The organism is Micromonospora sp. NPDC023966 (assembly GCF_040639095.1).
In the GTDB taxonomy this organism is placed as follows: Bacteria; Actinomycetota; Actinomycetes; order Mycobacteriales; family Micromonosporaceae; genus Micromonospora.
In genome coordinates, this window is sequence record NZ_JBEZZJ010000027.1 from 26,355 (window position 1) to 41,829 (window position 15,475).

The 15,475-nt window shown below is 73.9% G+C and carries 13 protein-coding genes; 4 read left to right on the forward strand and 9 right to left on the reverse strand.

Annotated features, from left to right (window positions below; translation table 11 throughout):
* The first annotated feature begins 27 nt into the window (after nt 1-27).
* Together AB0F68_RS26385 and AB0F68_RS26390 are read left to right on the forward strand one after the other, a co-directional pair.
* Nucleotides 28-1,125: a dipeptide epimerase gene (locus AB0F68_RS26385; protein ID WP_357342973.1), complete on the forward strand. Its 1,098-nt coding sequence runs from the start codon at nt 28-30 to the stop codon at nt 1,123-1,125.
* A 55-nt stretch (nt 1,126-1,180) separates the two neighbouring features.
* Nucleotides 1,181-2,098 (forward strand): C40 family peptidase, encoded by a 918-nt coding sequence (locus AB0F68_RS26390; protein ID WP_357342975.1) that lies wholly within the window; start codon nt 1,181-1,183, stop codon nt 2,096-2,098.
* Nucleotides 2,099-2,158: 60 nt separating this feature from the next.
* Here AB0F68_RS26390 and AB0F68_RS26395 read toward each other — a convergent pair whose 3' ends face one another.
* The 3 genes from AB0F68_RS26395 to pnuC all read right to left on the reverse strand — a co-directional run bounded on the left by AB0F68_RS26395 (nt 2,159) and on the right by pnuC (nt 5,265).
* Nucleotides 2,159-3,157, reverse strand: coding sequence for a TerC family protein (locus AB0F68_RS26395; RefSeq protein WP_357342977.1), 999 nt, complete (start codon nt 3,155-3,157; stop codon nt 2,159-2,161).
* 327 nt (nt 3,158-3,484) lie between these two features.
* Nucleotides 3,485-4,615: an AAA family ATPase gene (locus AB0F68_RS26400; protein WP_357342979.1), complete on the reverse strand. Its 1,131-nt coding sequence runs from the start codon at nt 4,613-4,615 to the stop codon at nt 3,485-3,487.
* Nucleotides 4,612-5,265: a nicotinamide riboside transporter PnuC gene (gene pnuC / locus AB0F68_RS26405; protein WP_357342981.1), complete on the reverse strand. Its 654-nt coding sequence runs from the start codon at nt 5,263-5,265 to the stop codon at nt 4,612-4,614. The genes AB0F68_RS26400 and pnuC overlap by 4 nt, the downstream gene beginning before the upstream one ends.
* A gap of 104 nt (nt 5,266-5,369) precedes the next feature.
* Between pnuC and AB0F68_RS26410 the strand changes: the two genes are divergently transcribed.
* Nucleotides 5,370-5,663, forward strand: a complete 294-nt coding sequence (locus AB0F68_RS26410) for an antibiotic biosynthesis monooxygenase (protein ID WP_357342983.1) — start codon at nt 5,370-5,372, stop codon at nt 5,661-5,663.
* Between the two features lie 180 nt (nt 5,664-5,843).
* Here AB0F68_RS26410 and AB0F68_RS26415 read toward each other — a convergent pair whose 3' ends face one another.
* The 4 genes from AB0F68_RS26415 to uvrB all read right to left on the reverse strand — a co-directional run bounded on the left by AB0F68_RS26415 (nt 5,844) and on the right by uvrB (nt 10,206).
* Entirely contained in the window at nt 5,844-6,743 is a 900-nt protein-coding gene (locus tag AB0F68_RS26415) for a DUF5753 domain-containing protein (RefSeq protein WP_357342985.1), read from the reverse strand.
* 80 nt (nt 6,744-6,823) lie between these two features.
* Nucleotides 6,824-7,192 (reverse strand): VOC family protein, encoded by a 369-nt coding sequence (locus AB0F68_RS26420; protein WP_357342986.1) that lies wholly within the window; start codon nt 7,190-7,192, stop codon nt 6,824-6,826.
* 25 nt (nt 7,193-7,217) lie between these two features.
* On the reverse strand, nt 7,218-8,072 hold the full coding sequence (locus tag AB0F68_RS26425) for a helix-turn-helix domain-containing protein (protein ID WP_357342988.1): 855 nt from the start codon (nt 8,070-8,072) through the stop codon (nt 7,218-7,220).
* A gap of 25 nt (nt 8,073-8,097) precedes the next feature.
* Nucleotides 8,098-10,206: an excinuclease ABC subunit UvrB gene (gene uvrB, locus AB0F68_RS26430; protein WP_357342990.1), complete on the reverse strand. Its 2,109-nt coding sequence runs from the start codon at nt 10,204-10,206 to the stop codon at nt 8,098-8,100.
* Nucleotides 10,207-10,504: 298 nt separating this feature from the next.
* On the opposite strand from uvrB, the gene AB0F68_RS26435 reads away from it, so the two are divergent.
* Complete coding sequence (locus AB0F68_RS26435; protein WP_357342992.1) at nt 10,505-12,358, forward strand: hypothetical protein; 1,854 nt, start codon at nt 10,505-10,507, stop codon at nt 12,356-12,358.
* A 6-nt stretch (nt 12,359-12,364) separates the two neighbouring features.
* On the opposite strand, the gene coaE is transcribed toward AB0F68_RS26435, so the two are convergent.
* Both coaE and rpsA read right to left on the reverse strand, forming a co-directional pair.
* Complete coding sequence (gene coaE / locus AB0F68_RS26440) at nt 12,365-13,543, reverse strand: dephospho-CoA kinase (protein ID WP_357343061.1); 1,179 nt, start codon at nt 13,541-13,543, stop codon at nt 12,365-12,367.
* Nucleotides 13,544-13,705: 162 nt separating this feature from the next.
* A complete protein-coding gene (gene rpsA, locus AB0F68_RS26445; protein ID WP_357342994.1) occupies nt 13,706-15,190 on the reverse strand; it encodes a 30S ribosomal protein S1 in 1,485 nt (494 codons plus the stop codon).
* Nucleotides 15,191-15,475: the final 285 nt, after the last annotated feature.

A 15,475-nucleotide genomic window follows, 5' to 3' on the forward strand; every position in this document is an offset into this window, starting at 1 on the left:
CTGCCAGCTCCGTATAGGGTGCCCCACATGACGATCGCCGCGGTACGCACCCACCGGCTCTCGGCCCCCTTACACACCCCCTTCGTCACCGCGCTGCGCCGCACCACCACCGTGGACACCCTGGTCGTCGAGGTGGTGGACGCCGACGGGCGGTCGGGCTTCGGCGAGGCCCCGCAGGTCTGGCAGGTGACCGGGGCGTCGATCGCCGGCGCCGAGGCGTGCGTCCAGCAACTGCTCGGGCCGCTGCTGACCGGGCGGGACGCCGACGACCTCCAGGCCCGCTGCGCCGAGGTGCGCCGCGCGGTGGTGGGCAACGAGTCGGCCCGGGCGGCCGTCGACGTCGCCCTGCACGACCTGGCCGCGCGGCGGCTCGGCGTACCCCTGGTGCGGTTGCTCGGCGGCACCACGCTGCGCGTCCCGACCGACGTCACCCTGGCCGCCGGCGACGCGGTCGACCTCGCCGCGGCCGCCACCCGGCGCCGGGCCGAGGGGTTCACCGTGCTGAAGCTCAAGGTCGGCACCGACGCGCGGGGTGACCTGGACCGGGTCCGCGCGGTCCGCGCCGCGGTCGGCCCCGACGTGCGGATCCGCCTCGACGCCAACCAGGGCTGGACGCCGCGCGAGGCGGTCCGGGTGATCCGCGGCATCGAGGACGCCGGGCTCGACGTCGAGCTGGTCGAGCAGCCGGTGCACCGGCGGGACCTGGACGGGCTGGCCTGGGTCAGCGACCGGGTGGAGCTGCCGATCCTCGCCGACGAGTCGGTCTTCGACCTGCGCGACCTGGTCGAGGTGATCCGCCGCCGGGCGGCCGACATGGTCAACGTCAAGCTGGCCAAGTGCGGCGGCCTGCACACCGCCCGGTCGCTGCTCGACCTGGCCGCCGCGCACGGCATGGGCACCATCGTCGGCTCGATGATGGAGAGCCAGGTCGGCCTGGGTGCGGCGGCGAGCCTGGTCGCCGCCTGCGGCACCACGGCCGTGTCGGACCTCGATGCCGCCTGGTGGCTGGCCTGGTCGCCGGTCGCCGGCGGGCTCCGGTACGACGGCGCGACCGTCGTGCTGCCGGACGCCCCCGGCCTCGGGATCGAGAACGTGAGTGAAGTAAAGGTTCAGCCTCGCGGTTGAGAGCCGTTGGAATTTTTCATAGGGTCGTCCGAGAGAGTGTGAGGTGGGGGTGGGCGTGGAACTTGAGCCGGGCCGCGAGGCCGTCGTCCGGGTCCCGGTGGCGACCCTCTGGACCGCCCCCGAGGCGGTCCGACCGGTCGACCGCCCCGCGCTGGCCGACCCGCCGGACGTCGCCGCCTGGGTCGCGGGCATGGACCGCGACCAACAGGTGGGCGACTGCGTCCTGACCCAGCTGCTGCTCGGTGAGCGGGTGCTGGTCACCGAGCTGCGCGCGGACGGCTGGGCGCACGTCGTCGCGCTGGGGCAGCCCGCCGCCAAGCTCGACGTACGCGGCTATCCCGGCTGGCTGCCCGCCGCTCAGCTGGCCGCCCCGGCGGAGCCCGGCCCACCGGCCACCCCGCTGGTGGTGGACGTCGGGCACACCGCGCTGCGCGCCGCCCCCGACGGCCGCCCGGCCCTGACCGGCGTGGTCCTCGGCACCCGCCTCGCCCCGGCCGGGCGGCCGGTGGACGGCTGGCGACCGGTGCTCGTGCCCGGCCGGGCCGATCCGCTCTGGGCCCCCGAGGGTGACCTGGTCCCGCTGCCCGGCGAACGACCGGAGGCCAAGGAGGTGCTCGCCGTCGCCGAGCGGCTGCGCGACCTGGTCTACGTCTGGGGCGGGCTGTCCACCAACGGCATCGACTGCTCGGGCCTGGTGCACCTGGCCTGGCGGCGGTACGGCGTCACCCTGCCCCGGGACGCCGACGACCAGGCCGAGGCGACCACGCCCCTCGCCCTGGGCCAGGAACGCCCCGGCGACCTCTACTTCTTCGCCCGGCCGGGCCGGCGGATCCACCACGTCGGCATCGTCAGCACCGAACCGCAGGGCGAGATCCGGCGGATGCTGCACGCCTGCTACGTCAAGCGCCTGGTGGTGGAGGAGCGCCTCCCCGCGGATCGGGAGGCGACCCTGGTGGCCGTTCATCGCATCTGACCCCCCTACGCCGAAAGGGGCGCTCCCGACCGTGGGAGCGCCCCTTTCGCGTAGGTGCGATCAGCCGCGGGCCTCGGCCAGCTCGCGGCGCCGGTCACGGGACGACTTCACCAGGCTGGCCGCGGTGGCCGCGGCGAGGGTGCCCAGGATGACGGTGAGCGACAGCCAGATCGGGATGTGCGGGGCCCAGCCCACGTGCGCGCCACCGTTGACGAACGGCAGGTTGTTATCGGCGAGGGCCTCCAGGACCAGCTTGACCCCGATGAAGCCGAGCACCACGGCCAGGCCGTAGCTGAGGTAGATCAGCCGGTCCAGTAGGCCGCCGAGCAGGAAGTAGAGCTGCCGCAGCCCCATCAGCGCGAACACGTTCGCGGTGAAGACCAGGTACGGCTCCTGGGTGATGCCGAAGATCGCCGGGATCGAGTCGAGGGCGAAGATCAGGTCGGTGGTGCCGATCGCGATCATCACGATCAGCATCGGGGTGAACAGCCGACGACCGTTCTCGTGGGTGGTCATCCGCGCCTCGTCGTAGTCACGGGACAGCGGCAGCGCCTTGCGGCTCCACCGGATCAGCACGTTCTCGCTGAACTCGTCCTCGTCCGGCTCCCCCTGGCGGGCCAGGTTGATCGCCGTGTAGATCAGGAACGCGCCGAAGATGTAGAACACCCAGGAGAACTGGGAGATCAGCGCGGCGCCGGCGGCGATGAAGCCGCCCCGCATGACCAGCGCCAGCAGAATGCCGACGAGCAGCACCTTCTGCTGGTACCGCCGGGGCACCCCGAAGCGGGCCATGATGATCACGAAGACGAAGAGGTTGTCCACCGAGAGGCTGTACTCGGTGAGCCAGCCGGTGTAGAACTGGCCGGCCACGCTGGGGCCTGAGGTGAGCCACAGCCCCGCCCCGAAGAGCAGGGCCAGCGCCACGTAGAAGCCGACCCACAGGCTCGACTCGCGGACGCTGGGCTCGTGCGGGCGGCGACCGATGATGAACAGGTCGACCAGCAGGACCGCGGTCAGCGCGATCAGCGTCCCTGCCCACACCATTCCGGACACGTTCAAATCCATCCTCCGGCAGACACACAGCGTCGGGCACACCGTACGTCGGGTGACGGGCCGGGGTGCGTCGACGCTGACTCTGGTGACTGTCGGAGGTCTCTTCCGCCACCGGCCCCGGGAAAGGGTCGGTGACCGACGGAGCCGGGTCGTGCCACCGGGGGGCCGGCGCTCTTCCGTGCTGACGACTCCGTCACGAGGGAATACTCCCCTCCTCGGCCGCCATTGTTCACCATCGGCCGGGGTCGGCGCATCTTCGGGGCCCTCGTTTGCCACGGTCGTCACGTTCCGACGTCGTGGCGGGCCCCGCATGGCTTAAGGCGTCCTAGGAGGCTAGGGTCTCGGTGACAGCGGATCGGTGAAGGACCAGGCCGCGGCGAGCAGGGCGTCGCAGGCGGCGACGGCGACCGCCAGCCGCTCCTCGTGGGCTCCGCGCAGCTCGACCACCGGCACCCCGCAGCCGGCCAGCTCCGCCCGGAACCGCTCGGTCATCCAGGCCCGCAGGTGCTCTCCGTCGCGCAGGCCGTCGTCGGCGAAGGGCACGCGCTCGTGGTCGGTCAGCAGGTACAGCGCCGGCCGGCGGGCGGCCGCCCGGACCGCCGCCGACGACGACCCGAGGTAGCGCTCCTCCCAGATCGCGGTCGCCCGCGCGTCGGTGTCACAGAACAACAGCGGGCCGCTGACGCGGGCCGCCGCGTCCTCGGCGGCCTGCTGCTCGCGCACCACCTCGACGAAGTCGTCCCCGTCCCAGGTGACGTCGAAGATCGTCGCCTCCGGCCGGACCTGCCGCAGCTCGGCGAGCTTGCGCTCGGTCAGCTCGCGGCCGTACTCCGGGACCCAGCGGGTGCCGTAGTGGGTGGCGAGCGCCTCGGCCATCGTCGTGGTGCCGGTCGACTCGGCCCCGACCACCACGACCCGGCGGACCAGCCAGGCCCGCACCGGCGGGCTCAGCCGACGCCAGTGCGCCGCCGGGTCCGCGCGCACGGCGGTGCCGGAGACCGGGACGGCGCGCCGGTCCAGGTCCACGCAGACCGCGACCGCGTCGAAACGCCGGGCCAACTCCTCGCCGTACGCCTCGGAGGAGAAGACCACGTCGACCGGCTCCCCGCCGAGCGCGTCGGCGAACACCGCGCAGTGCAGGTCCCAGACCGCCGGGTCGGCGTAGTCGACGGGGTGGTCGTCGTACCGCCCGACGAACCGCACCCAGGGCGTGGCGGCGTGCGCCTCACGCAGCCAGGCGACCCGCAGGTCGAGCGGGATCGACTCGCGCCGGGACGGGGCGACCACCACGGTGACCGCCGCGCAGCGGGCCGCGGCCGCCTCGATCAGCGCGTGGTGCCCGGCGTGCGGCGGATAGAACTTGCCGACCACCAGGCCGTGTCGGAACCGACGCCCCGCGCCGCCGGTCGCCGGTCCTCCCCGGTTCGCGGCCGCGAGGCCGGCCGGACCGTTCCTGCCGCTCACGCGGCGATCGGGGCCGGGCCGGGCGGCACCGGGGTCGCCGCCGCGCGCCGGCTCAGGTCCGCCCGCCACTCCCGCAGCCCGACCACGCAGAGTGCCAGGAAGACCAGGTAGAGGCCGCCGGTCAGCCAGAGTCCCTTGTACGCGTAGAGCGGGATGTAGATCAGGTCGGCGGCGATCCACAGCCACCAGCTCTCCACCAGCTTGCGGGTCTGACCGTAGGTGGCGAGCAGCGACAGCGCGGTGGTGACCGCGTCGGCCAGCGGCACCGTGGAGTCGGTGGCCCGGTCCAGCAGCGCCCAGAGCCCGACGGTGAGCAGCACTCCGGCCGCGCCCAGCGCCCACCACTCCCGCCGGCCGGTCCGGGCCACGGTCAGCCGGCTGCGCCGCTCGCCGCCGAAGAGCCAGTGCCACCAGCCGTAGAGGCCCAGGACGACGTAGACGACCTGGAGGCCGGCGTCGGCGTACAGGCCGGCGGTCCAGAACAGCAGCATCAGCAGCAGCACGTTGGCGATGCCGATCGGCCAGTTGGCGATGTGCTGCCGGGCCACCAGCCAGACGTTGACCACGCCGGTGGCGAAGCCGAGCAGCTCGGCCCAGGTGGTGCCGGCCCCCAGGACGGTGAACGCCGTGGCGGTGAGCCAGTCGAGCATCTGTTCCTCCCCCGTTTCCCGAGCGCCCACCCTAGAGCGGGTGTGGCGCGCGGAACAGCCCCCGGGGCGTACCGGGCACGGGGCGGCGTGCGAGGCTTTCGGGCATGGTTCTTGAGGTCGCGCTGATCGATGTGACGCCCGGAAACGAAGACGACTTCGCCGCCGCCTACGCGCAGGCGCGCTCGATCCTCGCCGGCACCGAGGGCTGCCGCTCGGTGCGGATGACCCGCGGCATCGAGTCGCCGTCCCGGTTCGTGCTGCTGGTCGAGTGGGACACGGTCGAGGCGCACGACGTCAACTTCCGGCAGAGCGAGCGGTTCGGGCAGTGGCGCGGGCTGATCGGGCCGTACTTCGCCGGCCCGCCGCTGGTCGAGCATTTCGTCGACGTGCCGGCCTGAGCTGTCGTACCCCTGACATAGTTTTCGGTCGACGCGCCGGCCACCGGTCCCGACGGGCATCGGGGGCGCCGGGCCCGGTGGCCGCGCGCCCAACGCCGCGCCGGGCAGCACAGCCGTCCCGACGCACATCGGGGGCGGCGTGTCCGGTGGCCGCGCGCCAACGCCGCGGCCACTGAGCGCTCAGTCGGCGTCCTGCGGTTCCCGGGGCCGCGGCACCGCCGCGGGGCCGAGCCGGCGGGCCAGCAGCTCCACCGTCTCCTCCTCCGGCAGCGCCGCCGCCAGCAGCCAGTCGACCAGCCGCTCGTAGCGGGCGACGTCCGCCTCGGCGACCAGCCGCAGATCGGTGGTCAGCGTCTCCACCAGCACGGTGCGCGGGTCGGCCGGGTCCGGGTACGCGTAGTAGGAGAACGGCGCGAGGGGGTGCAGGTCGCCGTAGGGAGAGGCGTCGCGGGGCAACAGCCGGATGGTGACGTGCGGGCGTTCGGCGAGCGCGGCCAGGTGCCGGAGCTGGTCCCGCCAGACCTCGGCGGGAAGACCGCCCGGGTCGCAGGCCCGTTCGTCGATCAGGGCGGTGTAGTGCGGCGGCTCGGGCCGGCACAGCACCTCCTGACGCACCGCGCGGGCGCGCACGTCGGCCTCCACGTCCACGTCGTCGGCGAGCAGCGCGCCGGCGGACACCCGCAGCCGGGCGTACTCCGGGGTCTGGAGCAGCCCCGGCACGAGCGCCGGCTGGTAGTCCACGATGCGCACGGCGCCCGCCTCCAGCTCCGCGTACGCCCGCTGCCGCTCCCCCATCTCGCCCAGCGCCTTGGACCAACCGCGGCCGGTGGCGGCGTCCCGGGCGATGACGATCAGCTCGTCCCGCTGGTGGGGTGGCACGGCGTAGACGTCGAGCAGGTCGAGCACGTCGGCCAGGTCCGGCCGGCTCTGCCCCAGCTCGATGCGGGACAGCTTCGATGTGGACGCCCAGCCGAGCCGGCCGCAGACCTGCTCCAGGGTGAGCGACTCCCGGCGGCGCAGCCGGCGCAGCTCCGCGCCGAGCCGCACCCGCCGGACGACAGGACTTGCTGACAACGGCATGCGCGCCTCCCCATCGAGGGAGAGTACGCATGACCGTCACGCACGGCAATACCTTGCTCGCGGAGAGCTATCGCCGGGCGTCAGGGACGGTAGGTGCCGAAGGACCAGACCAGGCCGGCCAGATCGCGGGCGACGAAGTCGCGGGAGCCGTAGTCGGTGTCGAAGGGCGGCCGCACGATCTCCGCGCCGGCCGCCCGGGCCCGCTCGTGGTGCGCGTCGACGTCGTCGACGGCCACGTAGACGCGGTAGTCGTCGTCGGCCGGCCGGGTCGCCGGGGCCGGCCCCGGGCCGAGCATGACGAGGTCGTCGCCGTAGCCGAGTTCGGCGTGCCGCACCGTGCCGTCGGGCCCCTCGTGCACCTCGTGGACGGTGAGGCCGAACGCGGACCGGAGGAAGTCGACGGCGGCGCGGGCGTCGGGATACCGGAGGACCGGATAGATGCTTCGCATGGTTCCGAGTCTGCCGGGGGACGGGTCAGCCCGGATTGGACGAATGTGACCCGGGCCGGGCCAGCGCCGCGGGAGTCGCCCCGGCGAACTCGCGGAACTCGCGGATCAGGTGCGACTGGTCGTAGTAGCCGCAGCGCACCGCCAGCTCCGCCCACCCACGCGAGTCCGGACCGGCCGCCGGGTCCGCGGCCCCGACCGGCGCGGTGACCAGCGTGCGGCCCACCATCGCGTACGCCCGCTGGAAGCGGAGCAGCCGGGCGACGGTCTTCGGCGGCAGGCCGAACTCCTGGCGGAACCGGACCGCCAGGTGGCGCCGGCTCCAGCCGACCTCCTCGGCCACCGCGGCGACGCCCACCCCGGCGCCGCTGCCGGCGAGCCGCCGCCAGGCTCGCAGCAGGCGCGGATCGACCGGCCCGGTCACCGCCAGCCGGGCCGCGAGGGCGGCGTCGAGCCGGGCGAACCGGCCCGCCCAGTCGGGCAGACCGGCCAACTCGTCGCGGAGCCGGACCAGCCAGCGGTCGAGCCGGTCGACCGGGACCGCCCGGTTGGCCAGCTCGCCCAGCGGCAGCCCGAGCAGCCGGCGGGCGGCCGGGGCGGTCAACAGCACCTGTACCCCGACGCCCTCGCCGGCGGTACGGGTCGCGCACCAGCCGTCGAACGGCCCGGCCAGGAACGCGCTCGTGTCATGCGCGCCCCGGTCGGCCGCGCGCGGATCGGTGACGTCGAGCGGGGCGCCCCAGCCGAGGATCAGCACCACGAAGGCGCCGGCGGCCTCCCGGCGCACCAGCGGGCCGGCCAGGTGCTCGCGGTAGCCGAGGTAGCGGTCCACGTAGGGCCGGAGCCGGGGGTCGGGGAGCCCGAGCACGGCCTCGGTCAGCACGGCGGCCTCCCCCGACCCCGGTCCGTCACTTCACCCCGGCGGCGTCCATCCCGCGGAGTTCCTTCTTGAGGTCGGCGACCTCGTCGCGGATCCGGGCGGCCAGCTCGAACTGCAGCTCCCGCGCGGCGGCGAGCATCTGGTCGTTGAGCTCCTGGATGAGGTTGGCCAGGTCGGCCCGGGCCATCCCCTCCCGGGACGGGGTCGCCGCGCCGCCGCGGCCCCGGCTGCGGGTCTCCTTGACCGGCGCCTTGCCCCGCGACAGCTGCCGGACGGCCCCGCCGACCCGGCTGTTCTCGGTGTCCTCCGCCTCGCGGTAGATGTCGTCGAGGATGTCGTGGATCTTCTTGCGCAGCGGCTCCGGGCTGATCCCGTTGGCCTCGTTGTGCGCGATCTGCTTGGCCCGGCGCCGGTTGGTCTCGTCGATCGCGGCCGCCATCGACGGTGTGATCTTGTCGGCGTACATGTGGACCTGGCCGGAGACGTTACGGGCCGCCCGGCCGATGGTCTGGATCAGCGACCGGCCGCTGCGCAGGAAGCCCTCCTTGTCGGCGTCGAGGATCGCCACCAGGGAGACCTCGGGCAGGTCGAGGCCCTCGCGCAGCAGGTTGATGCCGACCAGCACGTCGTAGTCGCCCTTGCGCAGCTCGCGCAGCAGCTCCACCCGGCGCAGCGTGTCGACCTCGGAGTGCAGGTAGCGCACCCGGATGCCGTTCTCCAGCAGGTAGTCGGAGAGGTCCTCGGCCATCTTCTTGGTCAGGGTGGTGACCAGGACCCGCTCGTCCCGCTCGGTCCGCAGCTTGATCTCGTGCATCAGGTCGTCGATCTGGCCCTTGGTGGGCTTCACGATGACCTCGGGGTCGATCAGGCCGGTGGGGCGGATCACCTGCTCGACGAACTCGCCCTGGGCCTTCTCCAGCTCCCACGGGCCGGGGGTGGCGGAAAGGAAGACCATCTGGCCGACCCGCTCCAGGAACTCGTCGAAGCGCAGCGGCCGGTTGTCGGCCGCGCTGGGCAGCCGGAAGCCGTGGTCGATCAGCATCCGCTTGCGGGAGGCGTCGCCCTCGTACATGCCGCCGATCTGCGGGATGGTCACGTGCGACTCGTCGACCACCGTCAGGAAGTCGTCGGGGAAGTAGTCGAGCAGGCAGTGCGGCGGGCTGCCGGGCAGGCGGCCGTCAATGTGCATCGAGTAGTTCTCGATGCCGGAGCAGAACCCGACCTGGCGCATCATCTCGATGTCGTAGGTCGTGCGCATCCGCAGCCGCTGCGCCTCCAGCAGCTTGCCCTGCCGCTCCAGCTCGGCCAGCCGCTCGCCCAGCTCGGCCTCGATGTCGCGGATCGCCCGCTCCATCCGCTCCGGGCCGGCCGCGTAGTGCGTGGCCGGGAAGATCATCAGGCTGTCGACCTCACGGACCACGTCGCCGGTGAGCGGGTTGAGGTAGTAGAGCTTCTCGATCTCGTCGCCGAACAGCTCGATCCGGACGGCCAGCTCCTCGTAGGCCGGGATGATCTCCAGCGTGTCGCCGCGGACCCGGAAGGTGCCGCGCTGGAAGGCCATGTCGTTGCGGGTGTACTGGATGTCGACCAGCCGGCGCAGCAGCTGGTCACGGTCGAGCTCCTGCCCGACGGCGACCCGGACCGCGCGGTCCAGGTATTCCTCCGGGGTGCCCAGCCCGTAGATCGCCGACACCGTGGCCACCACGATCACGTCGCGCCGGGTGAGCAGCGACATGGTCGCCGAGTGCCGCAGCCGCTCGACCTCCTCGTTGATCGAGGAGTCCTTCTCGATGTAGGTGTCGGTCTGCGGGATGTAGGCCTCGGGCTGGTAGTAGTCGTAGTAGGAGACGAAGTATTCGACCGCGTTCTGCGGCAGCAGCTCGCTGAACTCCTTGGCGAGCTGGGCGGCGAGGGTCTTGTTGGGCGCGAGCACCAGGGTCGGCCGCTGCAGCCGCTCGACCAGCCACGCCGTGGTGGCGCTCTTGCCGGTGCCGGTCGCGCCGAGCAGCACTGTGTTACGGTCGCCGCGTCGCACCCGACGCTCAAGATCGTCGATGGCTGCCGGCTGGTCGCCGGCCGGCTGGAACTCGCTGACGACCTGGAAGCGGCCGTCGAGCCGGGGAATGTCGAGCGCCATGAAGTCAACGGTACGCCGGAGGACCGACACTTCCGGGCCGAGCACGGACCGTCCCTGATCGGCTTCGATATTCCCATTGTGTGCCTCATCTCACCGGACTACCCTCGTACCGTAGGCCGCTCGCGGCGGCCGACCGGGCAGGTGGCCGCCCCTCCGGGGCCCGGCCGCCCCCGGCACCGGGGGTCGCAGCACCCGAGAAACCGGCGTGCGCACCCGAGGTGGTCGCGCTCGATGCGCTGACCGGCCGCCGCGAGCGCCCCTGCTCGTCACCGAAACCCGGCCGCCGCGTTGGGCACTCGTGGAGACCTCTCCCGGACGCCGGCCGCGACGGGCTCGCGGCACCGACCCGCTCCCCACCGACGACACCCACCCCGCCCCGCCCGATCCCCTCCCGTCCGCCGCCCCGCACGGGGGCGAGCCCACGGCCAACGCCGACCGTCCTCCGGGCGAGCCGCCCGCGCCCGCCGACCCCGCGGCGGACGACCCGGACGGTCCCGCCGGCCCCGCCGCGGACGACTCGGACGGTCCCGCCGGCCCCGCCTCCCTCCCGTCGATCCACCCCCGCACCAACACCTCGATCCGCCCGAGCCGCCCGAGCCGCCCCACCGCGCCCGAACCCGAGGCGAGGCCCGCCCCCCGCGAACCCGGCCGGGGCCACCGCCACGCCCGCACCAGCGTCAGCGCGCCCTCCCCCGGCCGCCGCCGGCGGGCCGATCCGGTCGGCAGGCGGCCGGCCGCCCCGTTCGAGCCGCCCGGCGACCCCGAGCTGGACGGGAGCAGCGACCCACCCGAGCCGACCCGCCGCCGGGCCACCCTGGTCGCGCTCGCGGCGGCCGCCACGGCCTCGGCGGCCGCCCTCGTCGCCGGCCTGCTGAGCTGGTCGCCCGAGCCGGCCGACCCCGCCGAGCCGGCCCGCCCCCTCACCGTCGCCGAGGCCGACCGGCTGGCCGCCCTGCGGGTCACCAACCAGCGGGACGTCCGCGCCGGCGTCCGGGTCACCGTGGGCGAGGGCAGCGGGCGTACCGAGCTGGTCGGCTGGGTCGACTGGGCCCGGCCGCTGGTCTACCTGGACGTCGCCGGCCCCGGCGCGGGCGCCGAGCGGGGACTGCTCCAGGCGACCGCGTCGACGCTGCTGGTCCGGCCCGATCCCGCCGCCGCACCCGCCCCGGCGCCGCCCCCGCTGGTGCCACCGGCCGACCGGTGGCGGCTGCGGGAGCTGCCGGCCGGGCGGGGCCTGCCGGCGGTCCGGGACCTGCTGCTGGGCCTCGCCGCCGACCGGGTCGAGCCCGCCGGCCCCGAGGCGCGCTGGCTGCGCCGGGAGACCGTCGACGGCGTCCCGGTGGACGTCCTCGAGGCCCACCTCGCGTCACCTCGGCCGACCGCGTCCGGAGGCGGCGTGGGGCCGCCGCCCGACCGGCCGCTCCGGCTCTGGGTGGACCGGGACGCCCGGCTGCACCGCCTGGCCGGCTGGCTGCCGGACGGTACCCCGGTCACCGTCGAGCTGGCCCGCACCGACCGCCCCACACTGCGCCCGGTGGACGCGCTCGGCGGGCGTCCCGGGCTGCCCCGGGCGCTCTCCGACGCCGAGGCCGACCGGTTGGCCCGGCTGCCGGCTCGGCTGCGGGCGGCCGGCGGCGCCACGCTGACCCTGACCGCCCCCTCCGCCGACCTGGGCGGCACCGGCTGGCTGAGCTGGGCGGGCTCCACCGCGTACCTGTCGGTGGTCGAGGAAGGGAACCCGGGACGCCGCACGCTGCTGCGGGCACGGCCGGGACGCGTGGCCCGGCTCGTGGTGCCGGCGGGCGGCGCGGCGGCCCCGCCGCTGCCGGCACCGGCCGGGCTGGTCCGGGCGGCTGGACGAGCGCCCGGCGACGACGTGGAGCGCTTGCTCGACGCGGCGCTGCAGCCCGGCCGCACCGCCGTGCCGGCCGCCGGGGCGGTCCGGATCCGCGGCGACCGGGTGGCGGACCGGACGGTGGACGTCATCGAGGTACGCGGCCGGCTGCGCTGGTGGATCGACCGGGGCGGGCTGCCGCGCCGGCTGGAGCTGCGGACCGCGCGGGGCGTCTGGGCCCAGTTGGAACTCGCGCCGGGCCGGGTGCCGGCGCTGCCCGGCGCCGAGCGCCCGGTCAGGCCGCCGAAACGCCGCTGAGCGGGCTCACGGCCGCCAGCCGGTCTGCGCGGCCCACTCCTCGGCCCGCAGGTGCTCCTCGTCGAACCAGGGGTCCTTCAGCGTGCCGTAGGTGGCGCTGTCCGGCGCGGAGGCCACCAGTTCGCGCTTCAACTGCAGGTACGCGGCCCGCTGCCCGGGGTCGGCGCGCAGGTGGTCGCGCGTCAGCAGGGCGTACCGCCAGCCGGGCGAGTCGGCCACCCGCAGATGCAGGTGCACCGGGCGGCCGGGATCGGCGCTGCCGTGCAGCCGCTTCTCCCAGCGGAGGCTGGCGGGCGGCCGCGGGTTGTCCCACCAGTCGCCGGGCAGCCGGGGGAAGCCGGCCTCGGCCAGCCGGTCGGCGAGCGGCCCGTCCGCCTCGGCCAGCGACGGCACGGTGAGCTGGATGTCGATGACGTCCTTGGCGGCCAGCCCGGGCACGGCGGTGGAGCCGATGTGGTCGATCCGCAGGTCGGCGCCGGCCGCGTGGCGGATCCGGGCGGCCAGCCGGGCGTACTGCTGGGTCCAGGTCGGGTCGGGCTCGGTGAGCACCACCTGCTCGGGCCGGACCGCGCGGCGTTCCCGGACGTTGCGCTCGTAGGGCAGCAGGCGCTCGTGCCAGAGGGTGTCCACGGCGGCGTGCAGGTCGGCCAGCGTGCCGTCGTTGCCCAGCAGCACGTCCGCCGCCGCCTGCCGGCGGGCGTCGTCGGCCTGCGCGGCGATCCGCCGCTCCGCCTCCGCGCGATCCATGCCGCGGTCGCGGGCCAGCCGCTCCAGCCGGGTGGCCACCGCCGCCTGCACCACCACCACCAGGTGGTACGTGGGCGCGAGCCCCACCTCCACCAGCAGCGGCACGTCGTTGACCACGACGGCGTCCCGGGGCGCCGCGGCAACCAACGCGGCGGTGCGGGCCCGGACCCGGGGGTGGGTGATCGCCTCCAACCGGCGGCGGGCGGCCTCGTCGCCGAAGACCAGGGCGCCCAGGGCGGCCCGGTCCAGCGCCCCGGCGGCGTCGAGGACCCGGTCGGAGAAGGTCGCGACGATCTCGGCGAGACCCTCGCTGCCCGGGGCGACCACCTCGCGGGCGATCCGGTCCGCGTCGATGAGCACCGCGCCGAGCGCGGCCAGTCGGTCGGACACCACGCTCTTGCCCGACCCGATCCCGCCGGTCAACCCCACCTTCAGCACCGGGACAGTCAACCCGATCACCGTTTGTAGTGCCAACTTCCCCGGGCACGGCGAAGGCCCCGCCCCCGGCGACCCGGTGGTACCGGATCGCGCGGAGACAGGGCCTGTCGTCGTCAACGACTGCTCCAGCGTCAGCCAGGCCGAGCTGGAGTCGTCACCGGGTCACTTGCCGCCGGCGAGCTTCTCCCGCAGCGCGGCGAGCGCCTCGTCGGTGGCCAGCGTGCCGGCGGGCTCCTCGGCCTGACGGCTCGGGGCCGTCGTCGTGGTCGTGGTGCCGGTCACGGCCGGAGCCGGGTTGGCAGCGGCCTCGGCGTCGGCGGCCCGGGAGGTCTGCACCTGCTTGGTGTGGGCCTCCCAGCGCTGGCGCGCCTCGGCGTACTGCTGCTCCCACGCCTCGCGCTGCTTGTCGTAGCCCTCGAGCCACTCGCCCGTCTCCGGGTCGAAGCCCTCCGGGTAGATGTAGTTGCCCTGCTCGTCGTAGGTCGCGGCCATGCCGTAGAGGGTCGGGTCGAAGTGCTCCTCGCCCTCGACGAAGCCCTCGTTGGCCTGCTTGAGCGACAGCGAGATCCGGCGGCGCTCCAGGTCGATGTCGATGACCTTGACCATGACCTCGGAGCCGACCTGCACGACCTGCTCCGGGATCTCCACGTGGCGCTCGGCCAGCTCGGAGATGTGGACCAGGCCCTCGATGCCGTCGTCCACCCGGACGAAGGCGCCGAACGGCACGAGCTTGGTGACCTTACCCGGCACGATCTGCTGGATCGCGTGGGTGCGGGCGAACTGCCGCCACGGGTCCTCCTGGGTCGCCTTCAGCGACAGCGAGACCCGCTCGCGGTCCAGGTCGACGTCCAGGACCTCGACCTCGACCTCCTGGCCCACCTCGACGACCTCGGACGGGTGGTCGATGTGCTTCCAGGAGAGCTCGGAGACGTGCACCAGGCCGTCCACGCCGCCCAGGTCGACGAACGCGCCGAAGTTGACGATCGAAGAGACGACGCCCTTGCGGACCTGGCCCTTCTGCAGCTTGTTGAGGAACTCGGTGCGCACCTCGGACTGCGTCTGCTCCAGCCAGGCCCGGCGGGACAGGACCACGTTGTTGCGGTTCTTGTCCAGCTCGATGATCTTGGCCTCGAGCTCACGACCGACGTACGGCTGCAGGTCACGCACCCGCCGCATCTCGACCAGCGACGCGGGCAGGAAGCCGCGCAGGCCGATGTCGAGGATGAGACCACCCTTGACGACCTCGATGACCGAGCCGCGGACGACGCCGTCCTCGTCCTTGATCTTCTCGATCGTGCCCCAGGCCCGCTCGTACTGCGCCCGCTTCTTGGAGAGGATCAGACGCCCCTCCTTGTCCTCCTTCTGGAGGACAAGGGCCTCGATGTGGTCACCGACCGAGACGACCTCGGCGGGGTCCACGTCGTGCTTGATCGACAACTCCCGAGAGGGGATGACGCCCTCGGTCTTGTAGCCGATGTCGAGCAGGACCTCGTCCCGATCGACCTTGACGACGGTGCCTTCGACAATGTCGCCGTCGTTGAAGTACTTGATGGTCTCGTCGATCGCGGCGAGGAAAGCCTCCTCGGAACCGAGATCGTCGTGCGTGACCTTGTTGGCGCTCGAGGGGGCCTCGATGCTGCTCGTCATGTGGGCGGTTGCTCCGGTCGGATGGGTTGTCACAGCAGGCGTGGCGTCGCAGTGACCTGTCCGCGCCAGCGGATCCGTCGCCGGGCACACCGAACGATCGCCATGAGAAGATCATTAGTGGCTCCGGTGACCGCGCACCTGCTCCCTGCCGAGGCACACGATCCGCGAGCGCATCGTCTAGCCTACCCGCTGCATTACCACAGCGTGCAAGCCCTCCCGGGTCTCCTCGGGCGCGTCAGCTGCGAAAGCGGAGATTTCGCGCGGTAAGGTGCCACAGCTGTCTCG

Bases quoted from the DNA above. Each gene is read 5' to 3' on its own strand.
- AB0F68_RS26420 (WP_357342986.1), bottom strand. From the start codon at position 7,192: ATGCGAAGCATCTATCCGGTCCTCCGGTATCCCGACGCCCGCGCCGCC.
- AB0F68_RS26410 (WP_357342983.1), top strand. From the start codon at position 5,370: ATGGTTCTTGAGGTCGCGCTGATCGATGTGACGCCCGGAAACGAAGAC.
- AB0F68_RS26385 (WP_357342973.1), top strand. From the start codon at position 28: ATGACGATCGCCGCGGTACGCACCCACCGGCTCTCGGCCCCCTTACAC.
- rpsA (WP_357342994.1), bottom strand. From the start codon at position 15,190: ATGACGAGCAGCATCGAGGCCCCCTCGAGCGCCAACAAGGTCACGCAC.
- AB0F68_RS26415 (WP_357342985.1), bottom strand. From the start codon at position 6,743: ATGCCGTTGTCAGCAAGTCCTGTCGTCCGGCGGGTGCGGCTCGGCGCG.
- pnuC (WP_357342981.1), bottom strand. From the start codon at position 5,265: ATGCTCGACTGGCTCACCGCCACGGCGTTCACCGTCCTGGGGGCCGGC.
- uvrB (WP_357342990.1), bottom strand. From the start codon at position 10,206: ATGGCGCTCGACATTCCCCGGCTCGACGGCCGCTTCCAGGTCGTCAGC.